The 15,559-nt window shown below is 72.0% G+C and carries 14 protein-coding genes; 12 read left to right on the top strand and 2 right to left on the bottom strand.

Annotation, left to right across the window (positions count from 1 at the left end):
* Positions 1-56 precede the first annotated feature (56 nt).
* The 12 genes from IEZ03_RS13535 (at position 57) to IEZ03_RS13480 (ending at position 13,533) form a co-directional block, all read left to right on the top strand.
* Positions 57-896: an ABC transporter ATP-binding protein gene (locus IEZ03_RS13535; RefSeq protein WP_229808271.1), complete on the top strand. Its 840-nt coding sequence runs from the start codon at positions 57-59 to the stop codon at positions 894-896.
* Between the two features lie 378 nt (positions 897-1,274).
* The gene (locus IEZ03_RS13530) at positions 1,275-2,138 is read left to right on the top strand and encodes an ABC transporter permease (RefSeq protein WP_184878434.1); all 864 of its coding nucleotides are present in this window, start codon (positions 1,275-1,277) and stop codon (positions 2,136-2,138) included.
* A complete protein-coding gene (locus IEZ03_RS13525; protein ID WP_184878432.1) occupies positions 2,135-3,067 on the top strand; it encodes an ABC transporter permease in 933 nt (310 codons plus the stop codon). The genes IEZ03_RS13530 and IEZ03_RS13525 overlap by 4 nt, the downstream gene beginning before the upstream one ends.
* A 63-nt stretch (positions 3,068-3,130) precedes the next feature.
* The gene (locus IEZ03_RS13520; RefSeq protein ID WP_184878430.1) at positions 3,131-4,171 is read left to right on the top strand and encodes an ABC transporter substrate-binding protein; all 1,041 of its coding nucleotides are present in this window, start codon (positions 3,131-3,133) and stop codon (positions 4,169-4,171) included.
* Between the two features lie 51 nt (positions 4,172-4,222).
* A complete protein-coding gene (locus tag IEZ03_RS13515; RefSeq protein ID WP_184878428.1) occupies positions 4,223-4,987 on the top strand; it encodes an IclR family transcriptional regulator in 765 nt (254 codons plus the stop codon).
* A 46-nt stretch (positions 4,988-5,033) separates the two neighbouring features.
* A complete protein-coding gene (locus tag IEZ03_RS13510) occupies positions 5,034-6,392 on the top strand; it encodes a dihydroorotase (RefSeq protein WP_184878426.1) in 1,359 nt (452 codons plus the stop codon).
* Between the two features lie 45 nt (positions 6,393-6,437).
* Entirely contained in the window at positions 6,438-7,085 is a 648-nt protein-coding gene (locus IEZ03_RS13505) for a cysteine hydrolase family protein (protein WP_132043447.1), read from the top strand.
* The gene (locus IEZ03_RS13500; protein WP_184878424.1) at positions 7,082-7,555 is read left to right on the top strand and encodes a (2Fe-2S)-binding protein; all 474 of its coding nucleotides are present in this window, start codon (positions 7,082-7,084) and stop codon (positions 7,553-7,555) included. The genes IEZ03_RS13505 and IEZ03_RS13500 overlap by 4 nt, the downstream gene beginning before the upstream one ends.
* Complete coding sequence (locus IEZ03_RS13495; RefSeq protein WP_184878422.1) at positions 7,552-10,938, top strand: molybdopterin cofactor-binding domain-containing protein; 3,387 nt, start codon at positions 7,552-7,554, stop codon at positions 10,936-10,938. Before IEZ03_RS13500 ends, IEZ03_RS13495 begins: the two co-directional genes overlap by 4 nt.
* Entirely contained in the window at positions 10,935-11,465 is a 531-nt protein-coding gene (locus IEZ03_RS13490) for a thiamine pyrophosphate-binding protein (protein WP_184878419.1), read from the top strand. Before IEZ03_RS13495 ends, IEZ03_RS13490 begins: the two co-directional genes overlap by 4 nt.
* Positions 11,462-12,055, top strand: a complete 594-nt coding sequence (locus IEZ03_RS13485; RefSeq protein ID WP_184878417.1) for a thiamine pyrophosphate-dependent enzyme — start codon at positions 11,462-11,464, stop codon at positions 12,053-12,055. Before IEZ03_RS13490 ends, IEZ03_RS13485 begins: the two co-directional genes overlap by 4 nt.
* The gene (locus IEZ03_RS13480) at positions 12,052-13,533 is read left to right on the top strand and encodes an amidohydrolase family protein (protein WP_184878414.1); all 1,482 of its coding nucleotides are present in this window, start codon (positions 12,052-12,054) and stop codon (positions 13,531-13,533) included. Before IEZ03_RS13485 ends, IEZ03_RS13480 begins: the two co-directional genes overlap by 4 nt.
* A 20-nt stretch (positions 13,534-13,553) precedes the next feature.
* Here the strand turns inward: IEZ03_RS13480 and IEZ03_RS13475 are convergent, their stop codons facing one another.
* Positions 13,554-13,940: an ankyrin repeat domain-containing protein gene (locus IEZ03_RS13475; protein WP_184878410.1), complete on the bottom strand. Its 387-nt coding sequence runs from the start codon at positions 13,938-13,940 to the stop codon at positions 13,554-13,556.
* Positions 13,941-14,059: 119 nt separating this feature from the next.
* Entirely contained in the window at positions 14,060-15,544 is a 1,485-nt protein-coding gene (locus IEZ03_RS13470) for a catalase (RefSeq protein WP_184878407.1), read from the bottom strand.
* Positions 15,545-15,559: the final 15 nt, after the last annotated feature.

Genomic DNA, 15,559 nt, shown 5'->3' with positions numbered 1-15,559 from the left:
GACGAGACGCCATCTCGCATTGTATAAAACGGGAACCCTGGTGCGAGGAGAGCGCTATGAAACCTGACTCGACGCCCCCGTCACCGACCGCGACCGCGGAGCCCCCCGGCTCGGGGGCCGCGATGCTCGCGGTGGACGGTCTCGCGAAGTCCTATCCGAACAAGAAGGGCGCCGTCCGGGCGATCGAGCAGGTCTCGTTCACGCTCCACGAGGGGGAGTTCGTCTCCATCGTCGGCCCCTCGGGCTGCGGCAAGACGACCCTGCTGAGCTGCATCGCCGGCCTCCTCCCGCCCACCGGCGGCAGCGTGACGCTCGGCGGCCGGGCCGTCACCGGGCCGCCGCCCGGCCTGTCGGTCGTGTTCCAGGACTACAGCAGGTCGCTGTTCCCCTGGCTGAGCGTGGAGAGCAACGTCGGCCTGCCGATGAAGTCGGAGCGGGCCTCGAAGGCGGAGATCAAGCGCGACGTGGCGCGGCTGCTGACCCAGGTCGGCCTCGACCCGTCCGTCGGAGGCCGCTACCCCTGGCAGCTCTCGGGCGGCATGCAGCAGCGCGTGGCGATCGCCCGCGCGCTGATTTCGCACCCGAAAGTGCTGCTCATGGACGAGCCTTTCGCGTCGGTGGACGCCCAGACCCGGACCGGGCTCGAAGACCTTCTCCTGCGAGTCTGGGAGGAGTACAACAAGACGATTCTGTTCGTCACCCACGACATCGACGAGGCGGTCTACCTTTCCGACCGGATCGTCGTGCTGTCCAAGAGCCCGTCGAGCGTCGTCGCCGAACTCGAAGTGCCGCTGCCCCGGCCGCGCGACCAGTTCGCCACCAAGGAGAACCCCGTCTACGCCCAGCTGCGGGCGGAGGTCTTCCGCCTGGTCATGAAGGACATGCCCGCCGCCTAGCACCGGCGGCGCAACACAATTCCGTTCCGCGGAGCAATTCCGGCGGGATATGCCGCCCGTGCCTTCAGATTACGGGCTGAGAAAGCAAGAAATCGATTCGTAACGCCCGGCCGGGTGTCGTGGGAACACCCGGCCAGGGCGGACGCAAGTGCGCCTTCCAACGGCCGCCGGCAATGCCGTCGGCCGTTGTCGTCGTGCGCTTTGCATTGGTTCGCCGAAAAAAGTCTTCCGTGCTTTTCGACACCGGCGACCCTTGACTTCGGCGAGACGTGCGCCATACCGTCACCCGCAACGCCATTACGTCCTCCGAGATGGACATGGCCCTCGAAGCAGAGCTGGAGTCGGCGTGCCCCCTTCCCTTCCGGCTGGACGGTAACGATGTCCTCCACATCCGTGCAGACCCTCGACAAGGCCCCCAGCAAGGCCCGGGCCGCGGCCGGCGCACCCGCCGGGCCGCTGGCGCGGGCCCTGCGCTCACCGCTGGCGCTAGGCCTCCTCGGCGTCGGCTTCCTGGTCGCGCTGTGGCAGGTCGCGAGCAGCCTCGGACTCGTGGCGCGCGAATCCCTGCCGGCGCCCTGGACGGTGACGCTGCGGATCAAGGACCTGGCGCTGAGCGGGGACTTCCGCCTCCAGGTCCTCGACACGGTCTACACCTGGTTCCTGTCGATGGCCCTCACCACCGCCGTCGCCGTCCCGCTCGGCATCGTGCTCGGCACGGTCGCCGCGCTGTACCGCCCGACGGTCACCGTGGTGCACGCGCTGCGCTCGGTGCCCGCCACGGTGTTCATCCCGGCGTCGGTGCTGCTCTTCGGGCTCGGGCTGAGCATGAAGCTCGCCCTGACGGTCTTCGCGATCTTCGGCCCGATCCTGCTCAACACGGTGTACGGCGTCCACAACACCGAGCCGCAGCTGCTGACCGTCGCGCGCAGCATGCGCTGGAGCCGGTTCCAGACGCTGCGCCGCGTGGTGCTGCCCTCGGCGCTGCCGTCCATCGTCACCGGCATCCGGGTGGCCAGCGGCATCGCCCTGATCGTGATCGTCAGTGTCGAGCTGCTCGGCGCGAGCTACGGCATCGGCACGGTGATCGTGAAGTACCAGGGCATCCCGCGGCCCGACTTCGTGTACGCCGGGATCATCCTCGCGGGCGTTCTCGGCTGGCTTCTCTACACCACGCTCGCGGCCATCGAGCGGCGCAGCCTGCCGTGGACGCGGCGGGGCACGGACGCGGGGGGACGGTCATGACCGAGACGACGAGCACCGAGACGACGAGCACCGCACGCGCCGAGCAGGACGCCGCACGGGCCGAGCAGGGCACCGAGAGCGGCGGCCGGCCCCCGCTGGCGGGCCTGGCCGAGGCGGCGTCCTCGGCGGGGACGGCGCTGGGCCGCGCGGCCGCCTACTCCTGGATGGTCGCGCTGCTGCTGATCGCGTGGGAGGTGGGGTCCCGGCTGTACCAGTCGCCGTACTTCCCCACGTTCAGCGAGTCCGCCGGCGCGTTCTTCACCAACTGGTTCACCACCGACGCCTCGCGCGGCTTCGTCACCGAGCAGTTCACCACCGACCTCGGCAACAGCATGGCGCGCGCCGGGCAGGGCTGGCTGATCTCGGTGGTCGTCGGCCTCTGCGCGGGCATCGCGCTCGGCGTCTCGGCGCGCGCCGCGGCGGTGTTCAACCCGCTGATCCGGTTCGGGATGTCGATCCCGGCGACGGCGCTGCTCCCGCTCGCCGTGGTCGTCTTCGGCGTCACCGACGAGATGAACGTCTCGCTGATCGTCATCGGCACGGTGTTCCCGATCCTGATCAACACGATGGACGGCGTCCAGGGCATCGACCGCACCGTCATCATGACGGCGCGCAGCATGCGGATGGGCAAGGTCCGCTACTTCTTCACGGTGCTGCTGCCCGGCGCCAGCCCGCAGATCATCAGCGGGCTGCGGGTGAGCCTCGGCATCGGCCTCATCCTCATGGTCGTCTCGGAGCTCTTCGCGGCGACCAACGGCATCGGCTACTACATCGTGCTCGCCTCCCGCCAGTTCCGTTACGTCGACATGTGGAGCGGTGTGCTGCTGATCGCGGTGATCGGCCTGCTCCTGAACGTCGCGTTCGCGCTCGTCGAGGCCCGCGTCCTCCGGTGGCACCGGGAGTCGCGCAAGCGAGCCGGCTCGGCGTGAACCCCCATCGCCGCGCCGGCGCGACGACGCCGGCCCGGCACGCTTCGATCCTTAGGAGTCGGCATGTCCACGAAGGAATCCACGCCAACGCCCCGCGCCGGGAACCGTCCGCGGCGGCGCTGCGGCAAGTCGTTCCTGATCGCCGTTGGGGCGGTCACCGCGCTGCTCACCGCGGCGTGCGGGTCGCCCGGCGCCGCGTCGGACGGCGGTGACGACAAGGCCGGCGTCAGCGAGCTGAAGGTCACCACGCTGAGCCTGTGCAACGAGATCTCGGTCCTGTGGGCGCAGAAGAAGGGCGTCTTCGAGAAGAACGGGCTGAAGGTCGAGCTGATCAAGGCCGGCGGCGGCGCGGCGGGACTGGCCGCCGTGCAGGGCAAGTCGGCGGACCTCGCGTTCACCAACCCGTTCTCGACGATGCTCGCGATGAACAGCGGCATCGACCTCCGCTGGGTGGCGACCGCGTACGGCACGCCGAAGAAGGGGGAGACCCCCTCGAACGCCGTGCTCGTCAAGGAGGACTCGCCGATCGAGAACGGCAAGGACCTGCACGGCAAGACCGTCGCGGTCAACGAGCTCGGCGGGATCAACCAGATCATCGTCCAGCAGTTCGTGACGGACGCGGGCGGTGACCCGTCGAAGGTCAAGTTCGTCGCGCTGCCGTTCGGTGAGCTGGCGTCGGCGGTGGCGTCCGGCAAGGTCGACGCCTCGCAGGCGCCCGAGCAGTACTCGAACACCCCCGGCGTCCGCAGCCTCGGCGACCCGTACATGGAGGTCGGCAAGGACAAGTGGCTGGTCTTCGCCGGCTACGTCGGGACCGCCGACTTCGTGGAGAAGAACGAGGACGCGATGAAGAAGTTCTCGACCTCCCTGAAGGAGGCCAACACCGCGGTCAACGACCCGGCCAACAAGGACGAGAAGTACCGGATCGAGGCCGAGCACTGCGGGCAGGACGCCAAGAAGCTCGCCACGGACCCGGAGAACCCGTACTTCGCGGACGTGCCGATGGACGCCATGAAGCAGATGGCGCAGATCCTCGTCGACCAGGGCCAGACCGAGAAGCTCCCGGACGTGGAGAAGCTCGTGCCGGAGTACGCCCGGAGCTGATGAGTTGACGGGTCCATCGCGATGGGACGGGGCTCCGGCACCGGAACGGGCGTGAGCAGGACGGGCGGGGGGCCGCCGGACGGCGCGTCCCCCGTCATCCAGTCGGTGCAGCGCGCCGCGACGGTCCTGCACGCGTTCACGGTGAGCCGCCCGCGCCTCACGCTCAACGAACTCACCGCCCGGCTCGGCGTCAGCAAGCCGACCGCGCACCGCTACACCAAGGCGCTGCGCGCCGCGAACCTGCTGCGGTTCGACGCGGCGACCGGGCTGTACTCGCTCGGGCCGCAGATCCTCACGCTGGCGGCGGCGGTGCGGTCCGGTCACCCGATCATCAGCGCCTCCGGCCCGTTCCTGGAGGCGCTGGTGCGGGAGGTGAACGAGACGGTGGTGCTGAGCGTGTGGGACGGCGAGGGGCCCATCGTGGTCCGGGTCGACGACAACGCCAACCGGCTGGTGCGGATCAGCATCCGGGCGGGTTCGCGGCTGTCGCTCGAGTCCGCGCAGGGGCGGCTGTTCTGCGCGTTCCTCGACCCGGCGGCCGTCCCGGGCCTGGCCGGGCGGCTGCGCAGGTCGCGCGAGCTGCGCGCCGAACTGGCGGACATCCGCGCGAAGAACCTCGCGACGAACACGCCGCAGGCGACGGGCGTGCGGACGCTCGCGGCGCCGGTCTTCCAGGACGCGGGCATCACGGCGGCCATCGCGATCGTCGGCACCACCGTCACGGTCCCGCCGGACGGCGGCTCCCCCATGGCGAAGGCGCTCGTGCGGATCGCCGCCGGCCTGACCCGGGAACTCGGCAGCACCCGCGCGGGCTGAGCCCGCCTCCCCCGTCCTCCACCTCTACGAACAGGAGACTTCCACCATGAGCGCAGACCTCGCGCTGCACAACGCGGAACTCGTGACGCCGAAGGGCCGCGTCCACGCCGGTGTGGCGGTGCGCGACGGCAAGATCATCGCGATCGGCCGGGACGCCGACCTGCCCGCCGCCGAGGAGACGATCGACTGCGGCGGCCGCCCGGTGCTGCCCGGGATCGTGGACCCGCACGTCCACCTGGGCGGCGGCGTGCCGTACGAGGAACTGTGCGAGACCGAGTCGGTCTCCGCGGCGATCGGCGGCATCACCACCCTGCTGCAGTACAAGCGCAGCGCCACCTCGCTGCTCGACACGTTCGAGAAGGAACGGGACATCGCGCAGGCGCACAGCTCGTTCGACACCGCGTTCCACTTCATCCTCAACTCGATGGCCCAGATCGAGGAGATCCCCCAGTACGCCGAGCGGTTCGGGGTGCGCAGCTACAAGTTCTACATGGGCGGCTACCCGGAGGGTAACCCCATCGGCCTGGTCACCGTGTCCGACGCCGACCTCTACGAGGCCATGGCCCGCATCCGCGAGCTCGGGCCGTACGCGCGGTGCATGGTGCACTGCGAGGACGACTCGCTCGTGGAGCACCTCACCGAGCGGGTCAAGGCGAGCGGCCGCAACGACCTGGCCGCCTACACCGACTCGCGGCCCGGCTTCGTCGAGGAGCAGGACATCCTGCGCGCGATCTGGCTGGCGGAGCTGCAGAAGTCCCCGCTGTACATTCCGCACACGACGATCGGCGCCGGGATCGACGCCGCCCGCGAGGCCGGTGAGCGCGGCGCGGACGTCGTCCTGGAGACCTGCCCGCACTACCTGGCCCTGACCATCGACGACCAGCGGCTCGCCGAGCAGGGCGCGGGCGTCGGGAAGGTCGCGCCGGCGCTGCGGGGCGAGCAGGACCGGCTGCGGCTCTGGGACGGCATCCGCGACGGGAGCATCCGGACGATCGGCTCCGACCACGTCCCGCTGGTGAAGACCGGCGCGGCGCTGTGGGAGGAGAAGCCGGGCTTCGCCGGGCTCGCGACCATGCTGCCCGTGGTGCTGACCGAGGGCGTGCTGAAGGGCCGCATCGAGCTGGAGCACGTCGCCGCCGTGATGGCGGAGAACCCGGCCCGCGTGTTCGGCCTCTACCCGCGCAAGGGCGCGATCGCCGTCGGCAGCGACGCCGACTTCGTCGTGGTCGACCTCGACACCGAGCGGGTCGTGGGCCCGGACGTGACCCGCAGCAAGTACACCAGCGCGTTCGAGGGGATGGCGCTGAAGGGCTGGCCGGCGCTGACGATCCGGCGCGGCGAGGTCCAGCTGCGCGACGGCGAGGTGTCGGTGCGCCCCGGGTCGGGCCAGGTGCTGCGCCCGTGACCGCCCGAAGCACGCACGGAAGAGACGACTCGTACGGAGGAAGCCATGCCGCTTGACGTGACACTCGACCCGGCCGAGGTCGGCCTGCTGGTCATCGACCTGCAGAACGGTTTCTGCCACCCGGAGGGATCGCGCGGACGCGCGTTCGGCGCGGACAGCGTGGCCAAGCCGCGCGAGATGGTCCCGCACGCGCTGAGCCTGGTCGAACGCTGCCGCGCCGCCGGGATCCCGGTGTGGTTCACCCGGCAGGTGCACTTCCCCGGCGACCGCGGCCGCGCGCGGCGCCGCATCCCGTCGCACCTGGACCGGCGCGGCGTGAAGCTCGACCTGTGCCACCAGGGCACCTGGGACGCGGAGCTGCTGGACGAGGTGAAGGAGCACGTCCGCAGCGAGGACGAGGTCATCGTCAAGCACCGCGCCAGCGGCTTCTACAACACGCGGCTGGAGAGCGTGCTGCGGATGAGCGGCGTGCAGGTCCTGGTCGTGGCGGGCACCACGACGAGCTTCTGCGTCGACTCCACCATCCGCGACGCGTACGCACGCGACTTCGACGTCGTGGTCCCGGCGGAGTGCGTCGCCGACACCGACGACGCCGCCCACGCGGCGGTCCTCGCGAGCACCGACCGCTTCCACGGAGTCGTCACCACGGCGGACGAGCTGATCGCCGCGCTGAGGCCGGGCACCGGACGATGACCCGATCGCGGCGGACGGAACTCGACGTCAACGGCACCGTCGTCGAGGTCGACGCGCGGCCCGGCGAGCCGCTGCTGTCGGTGCTGCGCGGCGGGCTCGGGCTGCGCGGCGCGAAGGAGGCGTGCGGGCGCGGCGAGTGCGGGGCGTGCACGGTCCTGCTCGACGGCGTCCCGGTGATGTCGTGCGTGCTCATGGTCGAGGAGGCCGAGCACGGCCGGATCACGACCGCGGAGGGGCTCGCGGAGGAGCACCGCGAGCTCCGCCGCGCGTTCGCCGAGAAGGGCGGGTTCCAGTGCGGCTTCTGCACGCCCGGGCAGATCGTCCGGGCGGGCGCGCTGCTCGACGAGGCGGCCGGGCTCGGCGACGAGGAGCTGCGGGCCGCGATGTCGGGGAACATCTGCCGCTGCACCGGCTACACGCAGATCATCGACGCGATCCGCCAAGCGGCCGCGCACCGGGAGACGGCATGACCTCCCCGTCCGTCCCGCGGGTCGTCGGCACCAGCGTGCCGCCGAAGAACTGGGAGGAGCGGACGTCCGGCACCGACGCGTACGCCGGCGACCTCGACCCGCCCGGCACGCTGACCGCGCACGTCCTGCGCTCGCCGCACCCGTACGCGCGGATCGTCTCCCTGGACACCGAGCGGGCGCGCCGGATGCCCGGCGTGCACGCCGTGATCACCGCCGCCGACTTCCCGGTGGACACCCCCTACATCCACGCGGAAGGGACGCACTCGGACCGCCATCCGCTGGCCCGCGACGTCGTCCGCTTCGTCGGCGAGGAGGTCGCGGCGGTCGCCGCGGAGACGGCCGAGCAGGCCAGGGCCGCCGCCGAGGCGATCGTGGTGCGGTACCGCCGTCCCCGGCGGCGGCCGCCGCTGACGATGGACGCCGCGCTGAAGCGGCGCTCCCTCCGGCTGCACCGCCGCCCGTCCGGCGAGCACAACGTGTCGGTGCACGACACGGGGCAGTGGGGCGACCCCGAGACCGGCCGCGACGCCGCCACGATGTCGGTGGAGGGAACGTTCCACTACCCGCGGGTCTCGCACGCCTGCATGGAGCCGAACACCACGCTCGCCCACTGGCACGCCGACACCGGAACCCTCGAACTCTGGACCTCGACGCAGGCCCCGTGGTTCGTGACGACCGAGGTCGCCCACGTGCTCGGGCTCGACCCCGCGCGGGTGATCTGCCGGGACGTCGCCGTGGGCGGCGGGTTCGGGTCCAAGTCGAAGGTGTGCGAGCACGAGGCGCTCGCCGCGGCGCTGTCCATCGCCGCGGGCAGGCCCGTCCGGCTGGCGTACACGCGCGAGGAGGAGTTCGCCGCCACCAAACCGCGGCACGCCTTCCGGGTGCGGCTCCGCTCGGCCGCCGACGACGGCGGCCGACTGCGCGCCCTCGACGCCCGGCTCGACGTCGACAACGGCGCCTACAACCACTACGGCCCGTCGATCATGAAGGTCGGGATCAAGACGCTCGGCTCGATCTACCGGCCGGACGGGGTCGCCTGGGACGCCCGGCTGATCGACACGGCGCTGCCGCCCGGCGGGCAGTTCCGCGGCTACGGCAGCCCGCAGGTCGCGTTCGCGATGGAGTCGCAGGCCGACGAGCTGGCCGAGCGGCTCGGCATCGACCCGATCGACTTCCGGCTCCGCAACGCCAACGAGCCGGGCACCACGACGCTGTCCGGCGCCCGGCTCGGCTCCGCCCGGCTGGCCGAGTGCCTGGCCGCGGTCCGCGACGCGATCGGCTGGGACGAGAAGCGCCGCGACCGCCGCCCGCTGCGCGGGGTGGGCGTCGCGTGCGGGATGCACGGAAGCGGCTCGTACGCGCACGGCGGCTCCAACCGCTCCGACGCCGCCGTCGACCTGTTCGAGGACGGCCGGGCGCGGGTGCGGTTCGGCGGCGCCGACGCGGGCACCGGCCAGCGCACGGTCCTCGCGCAGATCGCCGCGGAGGAGCTCGGCCTGGACGCCGACGACGTGGACGTCCTGATGGCCGACGGCGAGCTGACCCCGTTCGACATGGGCGCCTGGTCGTCGCGCGGCACGCACATGGGCGGGCACGCCGTGCGGAAGGCCGCCGCGGAACTCGCCGAGACCGTGTGCGGGCTTGCGGCGGAGAAGCTCGGCTCGGACGACGTCCGGCTGGCCGGCGGGCGGGCGCACGCCCTGGACGCGGACATCGCGCTCGGCGACCTGGTCGCGCTCAGCCCGGACGCGCGCGACGGTGCGCTCAGCCACGAGACGTCCTATGTCGACCCGCGGATGGAGACCTTCGGCGGCGGCAACCCCCGCCCGAACGTCTCGGCCAGCTACACCTTCGCGGCCCACGCGGTCGAGGTCGAGGTGGACGAGGTGACCGGCCGGGTCCGCGTCCTGGACTACGTCGCGGCCCACGACATCGGCCGGGCGATCAACCCGGCGATGGCCGAGGGCCAGGTGATCGGCGGGGTCGCGCAGGGGCTCGGCGCCGCGCTCGGCGAGGAGCTCGTCTACGAGTCCGGCCGCACCGTCAACCCGGCCTACATCAACTACGCCCTGCCCAGGGCCGCCGACCTGCCGCCGGTGCGGGTCGTGCTGATCGAGGGGGACGAGGAGGCAGGGCCGTACGACGCCAAGAGCGTCGGCGAGATGCCGATCGTGCCGCCCGCCCCCGCGGTCGCGAACGCGGTGTACGACGCGATCGGCGTGCGCATCCGCGACCTGCCGATCACCCCGGACAAGGTGCTGCGCGCCCTGGCCGAACGCGACGGCCGTCCCGCCCGCAGGTACCGGATCGCGGCGCGGCCGTCACGGTGGTGGATCGAGCTGCTGCGGCGGGCGTACCCGTTCGGCGTGCACTGGACGCTCCACCGGTTCGGCACCCGGCTTGCCCGCCGCGTCCCGGCACGGGAGATCGAGTCGGTGGAACGGCCCGCCGACACCGCCGGGGCCGTGGCGCTGACCGCCGCGGGCGGCACCGCCGTGGGCGGCAACACCGACCTCGCCCCGCAGCGGCAGCAGCGCCTGATCGCACCGACGACGCTGGTGCGGCTCAGCGCCGTCCCTGCCCTGCGGACGATCACCGACCGCGACGACGGCGCCCTCGACATCGGCGCCGCGGTCACCCTGGACGCCCTGGCGGCCGCGACCCGCGGCCGGCTCGACGCGGTCGCCGACGCCGTCGAGTCGATCGCGTCCGCGCAGATCCGGGCGGTCGCCACGGTGGGCGGCAACCTCGTGCAGGCCAAGCGCTGCTGGTTCTTCCGCAACGGCTTCGACTGCTACAAGCGCGGCGGCGCCGCGTGCCCGTGCTACGCCGTCCAGGGCGACCACCGCTTCTACCACGCGGCGATCGGCGGGCACCGGTGCCAGGCGGTGACGCCGTCCGACCTCGGCACCGTGTTCACCGCGCTGGACGCCCGGGTGCTGCTCTCTGGCCCCGCCGGGGACCGGACGGTCGCGATCGGCGACTTCTACACCGGGCCGGGGGAGACGTGCCTGCGGCCCGGCGAACTCGTCACGGCGGTGCGCGTCCCGGCGTCCGCGCGGGACCGCCGCTGCGTGTTCGACAAGCTCCAGCTGTGGTCGGGGGACTTCGCCGTCGTGTCGGTCGCGCTGTCGGCCGCCGTCACCGCCGGCCGCTGGGACGGCACCCGCGTCGTCCTCGGCGCGGTGGCCCCCACACCGTGGCGGGCCCGCGCCACCGAAGCCGGATGCGACGGCGCCCGCTTCGACTCCGCCCGGTTCCGCGCGCTCCTCGACGGTGAGCTGGCCAGGCACGGCCACCCGCTCGCGGGCAACGACTGGAAGCTCGACGCGGCGCTCGGCATGGCGGTACGGGCGGCCGGACGGATGGAAGGAGACCAGTGAGCAACGAGCGTCCACCGGGCCGGGACCCGGCCGCGATCCTGCGCACCGCGCTCGGCGAGGCGGGCATCGAGGTCGTGGCGAGCCTCCCCGACTCGTGGCTGTCCCCTCTTCTCACGGCCCTCGACGCCGATCCGCGGATCCGGCACGTCAAGGTCACCAGGGAGGACGACGCGCTGGGCATCGCCGCCGGGACGGCGCTCGCGGGCGGGCTCGGCGCCGTCGTCTGCCAGAACGCGGGCCTGCTCGTCGGCGCGAACGCCCTCGCCGGGTACGTCCACCTGCACGAGCTGCCGCTGCTGGTGGTGGCCGCGCAGCGCGGCGACGTCGACGACGGCTTCTACTACCAGGCGTACAAGGGGCGCGTCGTGCCGCCCGTGCTCGACGCGATCGGCGTGCCGTACCACCGCATGCGCGGCGGCGCCGACCCGCGCCTGGTCACCGCCGCGGCGGACCAGGCCCGGCTGCACCGCCGGCCCGTCGTCCTCCTGCTGGACCGCGAGTCCCTGCTCGGGGAGGACGCCCGATGAGAAGGTCGACGCTCGCACGCATCGTCGCCGGTGTCCTCGCCGAGGACGACATCGTCATCTGCTCGCTGGGATCGGCCGGGCGGGCCTGGCGGGAGGCATCCGCGCCCAACCTCACCTACTTCGCGTCCGATCCGATGGGCATGGCGCCGTCGCTCGCGCTCGGCTTCGCCCTGTCCCGCCCCGGCGACCGGGTGGTGCTGATCGAGGGGGACGGCGACCTGGCGATGAACCTCGGCGTCCTCGCCGCGATCGCGGGCGCGGCCCCGCCGAACCTGCGCATGGTCGTCTTCGCCAACGGCCGGTACGAGACCGGCGGCGGGCAGTCGCTCGCCGGCCGGCTCGACCTGGGCGCCGCCGCCCGCGCCTGCGGCTGGGAGCGGGTCGAGTCGCCCCCGGCCGACGCGGACGAGGCGGCCGTCGCCACCGCGATCCGGCGGATGTACGACGCCGAAGGGCCGGCGATGGTCGTCCAGCCGGTGGAGTCCGAGGCTTCCCCCTACCCCAAGGCCGGCCGCTGGTCGCAGGCGGACGACAAGGCGGTGTTCCAGCGGAGGCTGGCCGCACGCGACGAATCCGGAGGTCGAACTTGAGCACGGCGAACGGCACCAAGAGCGGGACGCTCATCCGCGGCGGGCATGTCTTCGACGTGGCGTCCGACTTCGGGGTGCGCGACATCCTGGTGGAGGACGGCGTCATCGTCCGCGTCGGGCACAACCTCGACGCGCCCGGCGCGAGGATCGTGGACGCCTCGGGGCGCATCGTGATCCCGGGGCTGGTCAACGCCCACACGCACTCCAACCAGACCATCGAGCGCGGCCTGTGCGACGACCTGCCGCTCGACACCTGGATGGTGCTCGCCAGCTACGGCGGGGCGGGCGCCCGGCTCAGCCCCCGCGAGCTGTACGTGTCGGCCATGCTCGGCGCGATCCAGATGCTGCGCAACGGGACGACCAGCGTGCTCGACTGCGCCCGCGCCGACCACGAGTGGATGGGCGAGGGCCTCGACGCCATCACCCAGGCGTACGCCGATGTCGGCATGCGCGCCAACGTCGCCGCCCAGTACAGCGACCTGGACTTCTTCTCCTCGCTGCCCCTGGACCTCGTGGACGGGACCGAGCACCTCGTCCGGCCGCCCCGCGCCAAGCCCGACGAGGTGCTCGGCGAAGTCCTCGGCTACATCGACCGCTGGCAGGACGAGAACCCGCGCATCACCCCGATGCTCGGGCCCTCCTCGCTGCCGCGCTGCTCGACCGACCTGTTCACCACCAGCGCGGACATCGCGCGGGACCGGGGGCTGCGGCTGCAGACGCACCTGCTGTCCGCCAAGTCGCAGGTCTACGTGGCCGCGAGCCGCTACGGCACCTCGACGGTCGAGTTCCTCGAACGGATCGGCTGCCTGGGGCCGTGGGCGTCGTTCGCCCACGCCATCTGGCTCGACGACGACGAGATCGCCAGGTTCGCCGCGTCCGAGGCGGTCGCCGTGCACAACCCGGTCAGCAACCTCAAGCTGGGCGCCGGGGTGGCCCCGGTCCCGGCGCTGCTGCGCGCCGGTGCGGCGGTGGCGCTGGGCTCGGACGGTGCGAGCAGCAACGACAGCCAGAACATGTGGGAGACGCTGAAGATGGCGGCGCTGCTGCCGCGGGCGCACGAGGAGCGGGCGTCCTGGCCGGGCGCGCTGTCCGTCCTCGACATGTGCTGGGACGGCGGCGCCCGCGCCATGGGCGCCCCGCTGGGCCGCATCGCCCCCGGGCACCGCGCGGACCTCGTCCTGCTGCGCACCAGCGAGGTGTTCGTCGCGCCGAAGGAACAGGTGGCCTACCAGCTCGCGTACGCCGACATGAACCACGCCGTCGACACCGTCCTGGTCGACGGGACGCCGGTGGTGCGGGACGGCAAGGTCCTCAACATCGACACCGACGCCATCCTCGCCGAGGCGGCGGAGCTGGCCGCCCGCGTCTGGGAGGGCCTGCCGGACCGCCTCACGAACTACGAGCGGACCGCGCCCCTGCTCCAGCGGCTGGAGGACGAGGTCCGCCGCCGCCCGTGGTCGCGGGCCGCCGGCCGGTAACGCGGATCGGCCGGGCGTGCTCAGCCGGTCAGGAGGTGCTCGCGGCCGAACATGGCCGCGGTCTCCCGGGCGGAGGGGGTGCCCGCGTCGAGGTCCGCGCCGGCGTCGCGCAGGACCGTCACGACGTCGTCGGCGCCCTTGAACAGGGCGCCGGCGATGGCGGACTGGTTCCGGGCGTTGCGCACGTCCGGGTCCGCGCCGCGGGCGAGGAGGGCGCGCACCGTCCCGGCATGGCCGTGGTACGACGCGAGCATGAGCAGCGTGTTCCCGTTCGCGTCGGCGACGTCGACGGGGAGCCCGTGGTCGACGAACTCGGCCAGCTGCCCGGTGTCGCCCTCGCGGGCGAGGTCCATGGCGATGGCCACGACGCGCTCGGTCTGCAAGGCCGTCAGTGCGGTGTCGTCCATGCTGACTCCTCCTGATCGCCCGGATCGACAATGCGTTGACTTGCGGCGTGTTGTTGTTTTGGGAGGCCGAATAACAACAACACGCCGCAAGTCAACGAAACCGGGGGGGTGGCTTGGGGTTAGAGGGTGCCGGCCGCCAGGGCCTCGATCGCCTTGCGGACGCCCTCGCCGTAGGCGGGGTCGGCCTTGGTGCAGTTGGCGATGTGCCGCTCGATGGTCGCCTGCGAGGCGCCGTCGATCGCGCGGGCGGTGTTCTCGAACAGGACCCGCTGCTGCTCGGGGCTCATGTTCCGGAACAGGATGCCGGGCTGCTCGTAGTAGTTGTCGTCGTCCTCGCGGAAGTTGAACCGGTCGGCGACGGCGCCCACGGCCTGGCTCGGCTCGCGGTAGGCGGGCTGCTCCTGCCAGCGGCCGTAGGAGTTGGGCTCGATGCCCGGAGTGGCGCCCTGGTTGCCGTCGACGCGCATGGCGCCGTCGCGGTGGAAGGAGTTCACCGGGCTCCTCGGCTGGTTCACCGGGATCTGGTGGTGGTTCACGCCGAGGCGGTACCGCTGGGCGTCACCGTAGGAGAACAGCCGGCCCTGCAGCATCTTGTCGGGCGAGAAGCCGATGCCCGGCACCACGTTCGCCGGGGTGAAGGCGGCCTGCTCCACGTCGGCGAAGTAGTTGGCGGGGTTGCGGTTCAGCTCCCACTCGCCGACCTCGATCAGCGGGTAGTCCTTCTTCGACCAGACCTTGGTGAGGTCGAACGGGTGGTACCGGTAGGTGTCGGCCTCGGCCTCCGGCATGATCTGGACGTACAGCTTCCACTTCGGGAAGTCGCCGCGCTCGATCGCCTCGAACAGGTCGCGCTGGTGGGACTCGCGGTCCTTGCCGATGAGCGCCTCGGCCTCGGCGTCGGTGAGGTTCTTGATGCCCTGCTGGGTGCGGTGGTGGAACTTCACCCAGAACCGCTCGCCCGCCGCGTTGACGAAGCTGTAGGTGTGCGACCCGAAGCCGTGCATGTGCCGGTAGGACGCGGGGATGCCGCGGTCCGACATCACGATCGTGACCTGGTGCAGCGCCTCGGGGAGGTTGGTCCAGAAGTCCCAGTTGTTCTCCGGGTCGCGCATGTTGGTGCGCGGGTCGCGCTTCACCGCGTGGTTGAGGTCGGGGAACTTCAGCGGGTCGCGGAAGAAGAACACCGGGGTGTTGTTGCCGACGAGGTCCCAGTTGCCCTCCTCGGTGTAGAACTTCAGCGAGAAGCCGCGGATGTCGCGCTCGGCGTCGGCCGCGCCGCGCTCACCGGCGACGGTCGAGAAGCGGGCGAACATCTCGGTCTGCTTGCCGACCTCGGAGAAGATCTTCGCGCCGGTGTAGCGCGTGATGTCGTTGGTGACGGTGAAGGTGCCGAACGCGCCCGACCCCTTCGCGTGCATCCGGCGCTCCGGGATGACCTCGCGGTCGAAGTGGGCGAGCTTCTCCAGGAACCACACGTCCTGCAGGAGCATCGGGCCGCGCGGGCCCGCGGTCATCGAGTTCTGGTTGTCGGGGACCGGTGCACCGGCGACCGTGGTCAGTGGCTTCTGGTTGTTCTCGGGCAAAGCTCGCTCCTGGTGGGTCATACGTCGGCTGCTCGC

The sequence above is a fragment of the Actinomadura livida genome (assembly GCF_014648675.1).
In the GTDB taxonomy this organism is placed as follows: Bacteria; Actinomycetota; Actinomycetes; order Streptosporangiales; family Streptosporangiaceae; genus Spirillospora; species Spirillospora livida.
This window is presented reverse-complemented; position numbering and strand designations above follow the sequence as displayed.

Excerpts from the sequence above, each read along its gene's own strand:
- IEZ03_RS13470 (WP_184878407.1), bottom strand. The coding sequence starts at position 15,544 with ATGACCCACCAGGAGCGAGCTTTGCCCGAGAACAACCAGAAGCCACTG.
- IEZ03_RS13500 (WP_184878424.1), top strand. The coding sequence starts at position 7,082 with ATGACCCGATCGCGGCGGACGGAACTCGACGTCAACGGCACCGTCGTC.
- IEZ03_RS13510 (WP_184878426.1), top strand. The coding sequence starts at position 5,034 with ATGAGCGCAGACCTCGCGCTGCACAACGCGGAACTCGTGACGCCGAAG.
- IEZ03_RS13535 (WP_229808271.1), top strand. The coding sequence starts at position 57 with ATGAAACCTGACTCGACGCCCCCGTCACCGACCGCGACCGCGGAGCCC.
- IEZ03_RS13495 (WP_184878422.1), top strand. The coding sequence starts at position 7,552 with ATGACCTCCCCGTCCGTCCCGCGGGTCGTCGGCACCAGCGTGCCGCCG.
- IEZ03_RS13525 (WP_184878432.1), top strand. The coding sequence starts at position 2,135 with ATGACCGAGACGACGAGCACCGAGACGACGAGCACCGCACGCGCCGAG.
- IEZ03_RS13475 (WP_184878410.1), bottom strand. The coding sequence starts at position 13,940 with ATGGACGACACCGCACTGACGGCCTTGCAGACCGAGCGCGTCGTGGCC.
- IEZ03_RS13530 (WP_184878434.1), top strand. The coding sequence starts at position 1,275 with ATGTCCTCCACATCCGTGCAGACCCTCGACAAGGCCCCCAGCAAGGCC.
- IEZ03_RS13520 (WP_184878430.1), top strand. The coding sequence starts at position 3,131 with ATGTCCACGAAGGAATCCACGCCAACGCCCCGCGCCGGGAACCGTCCG.
- IEZ03_RS13505 (WP_132043447.1), top strand. The coding sequence starts at position 6,438 with ATGCCGCTTGACGTGACACTCGACCCGGCCGAGGTCGGCCTGCTGGTC.
- IEZ03_RS13485 (WP_184878417.1), top strand. The coding sequence starts at position 11,462 with ATGAGAAGGTCGACGCTCGCACGCATCGTCGCCGGTGTCCTCGCCGAG.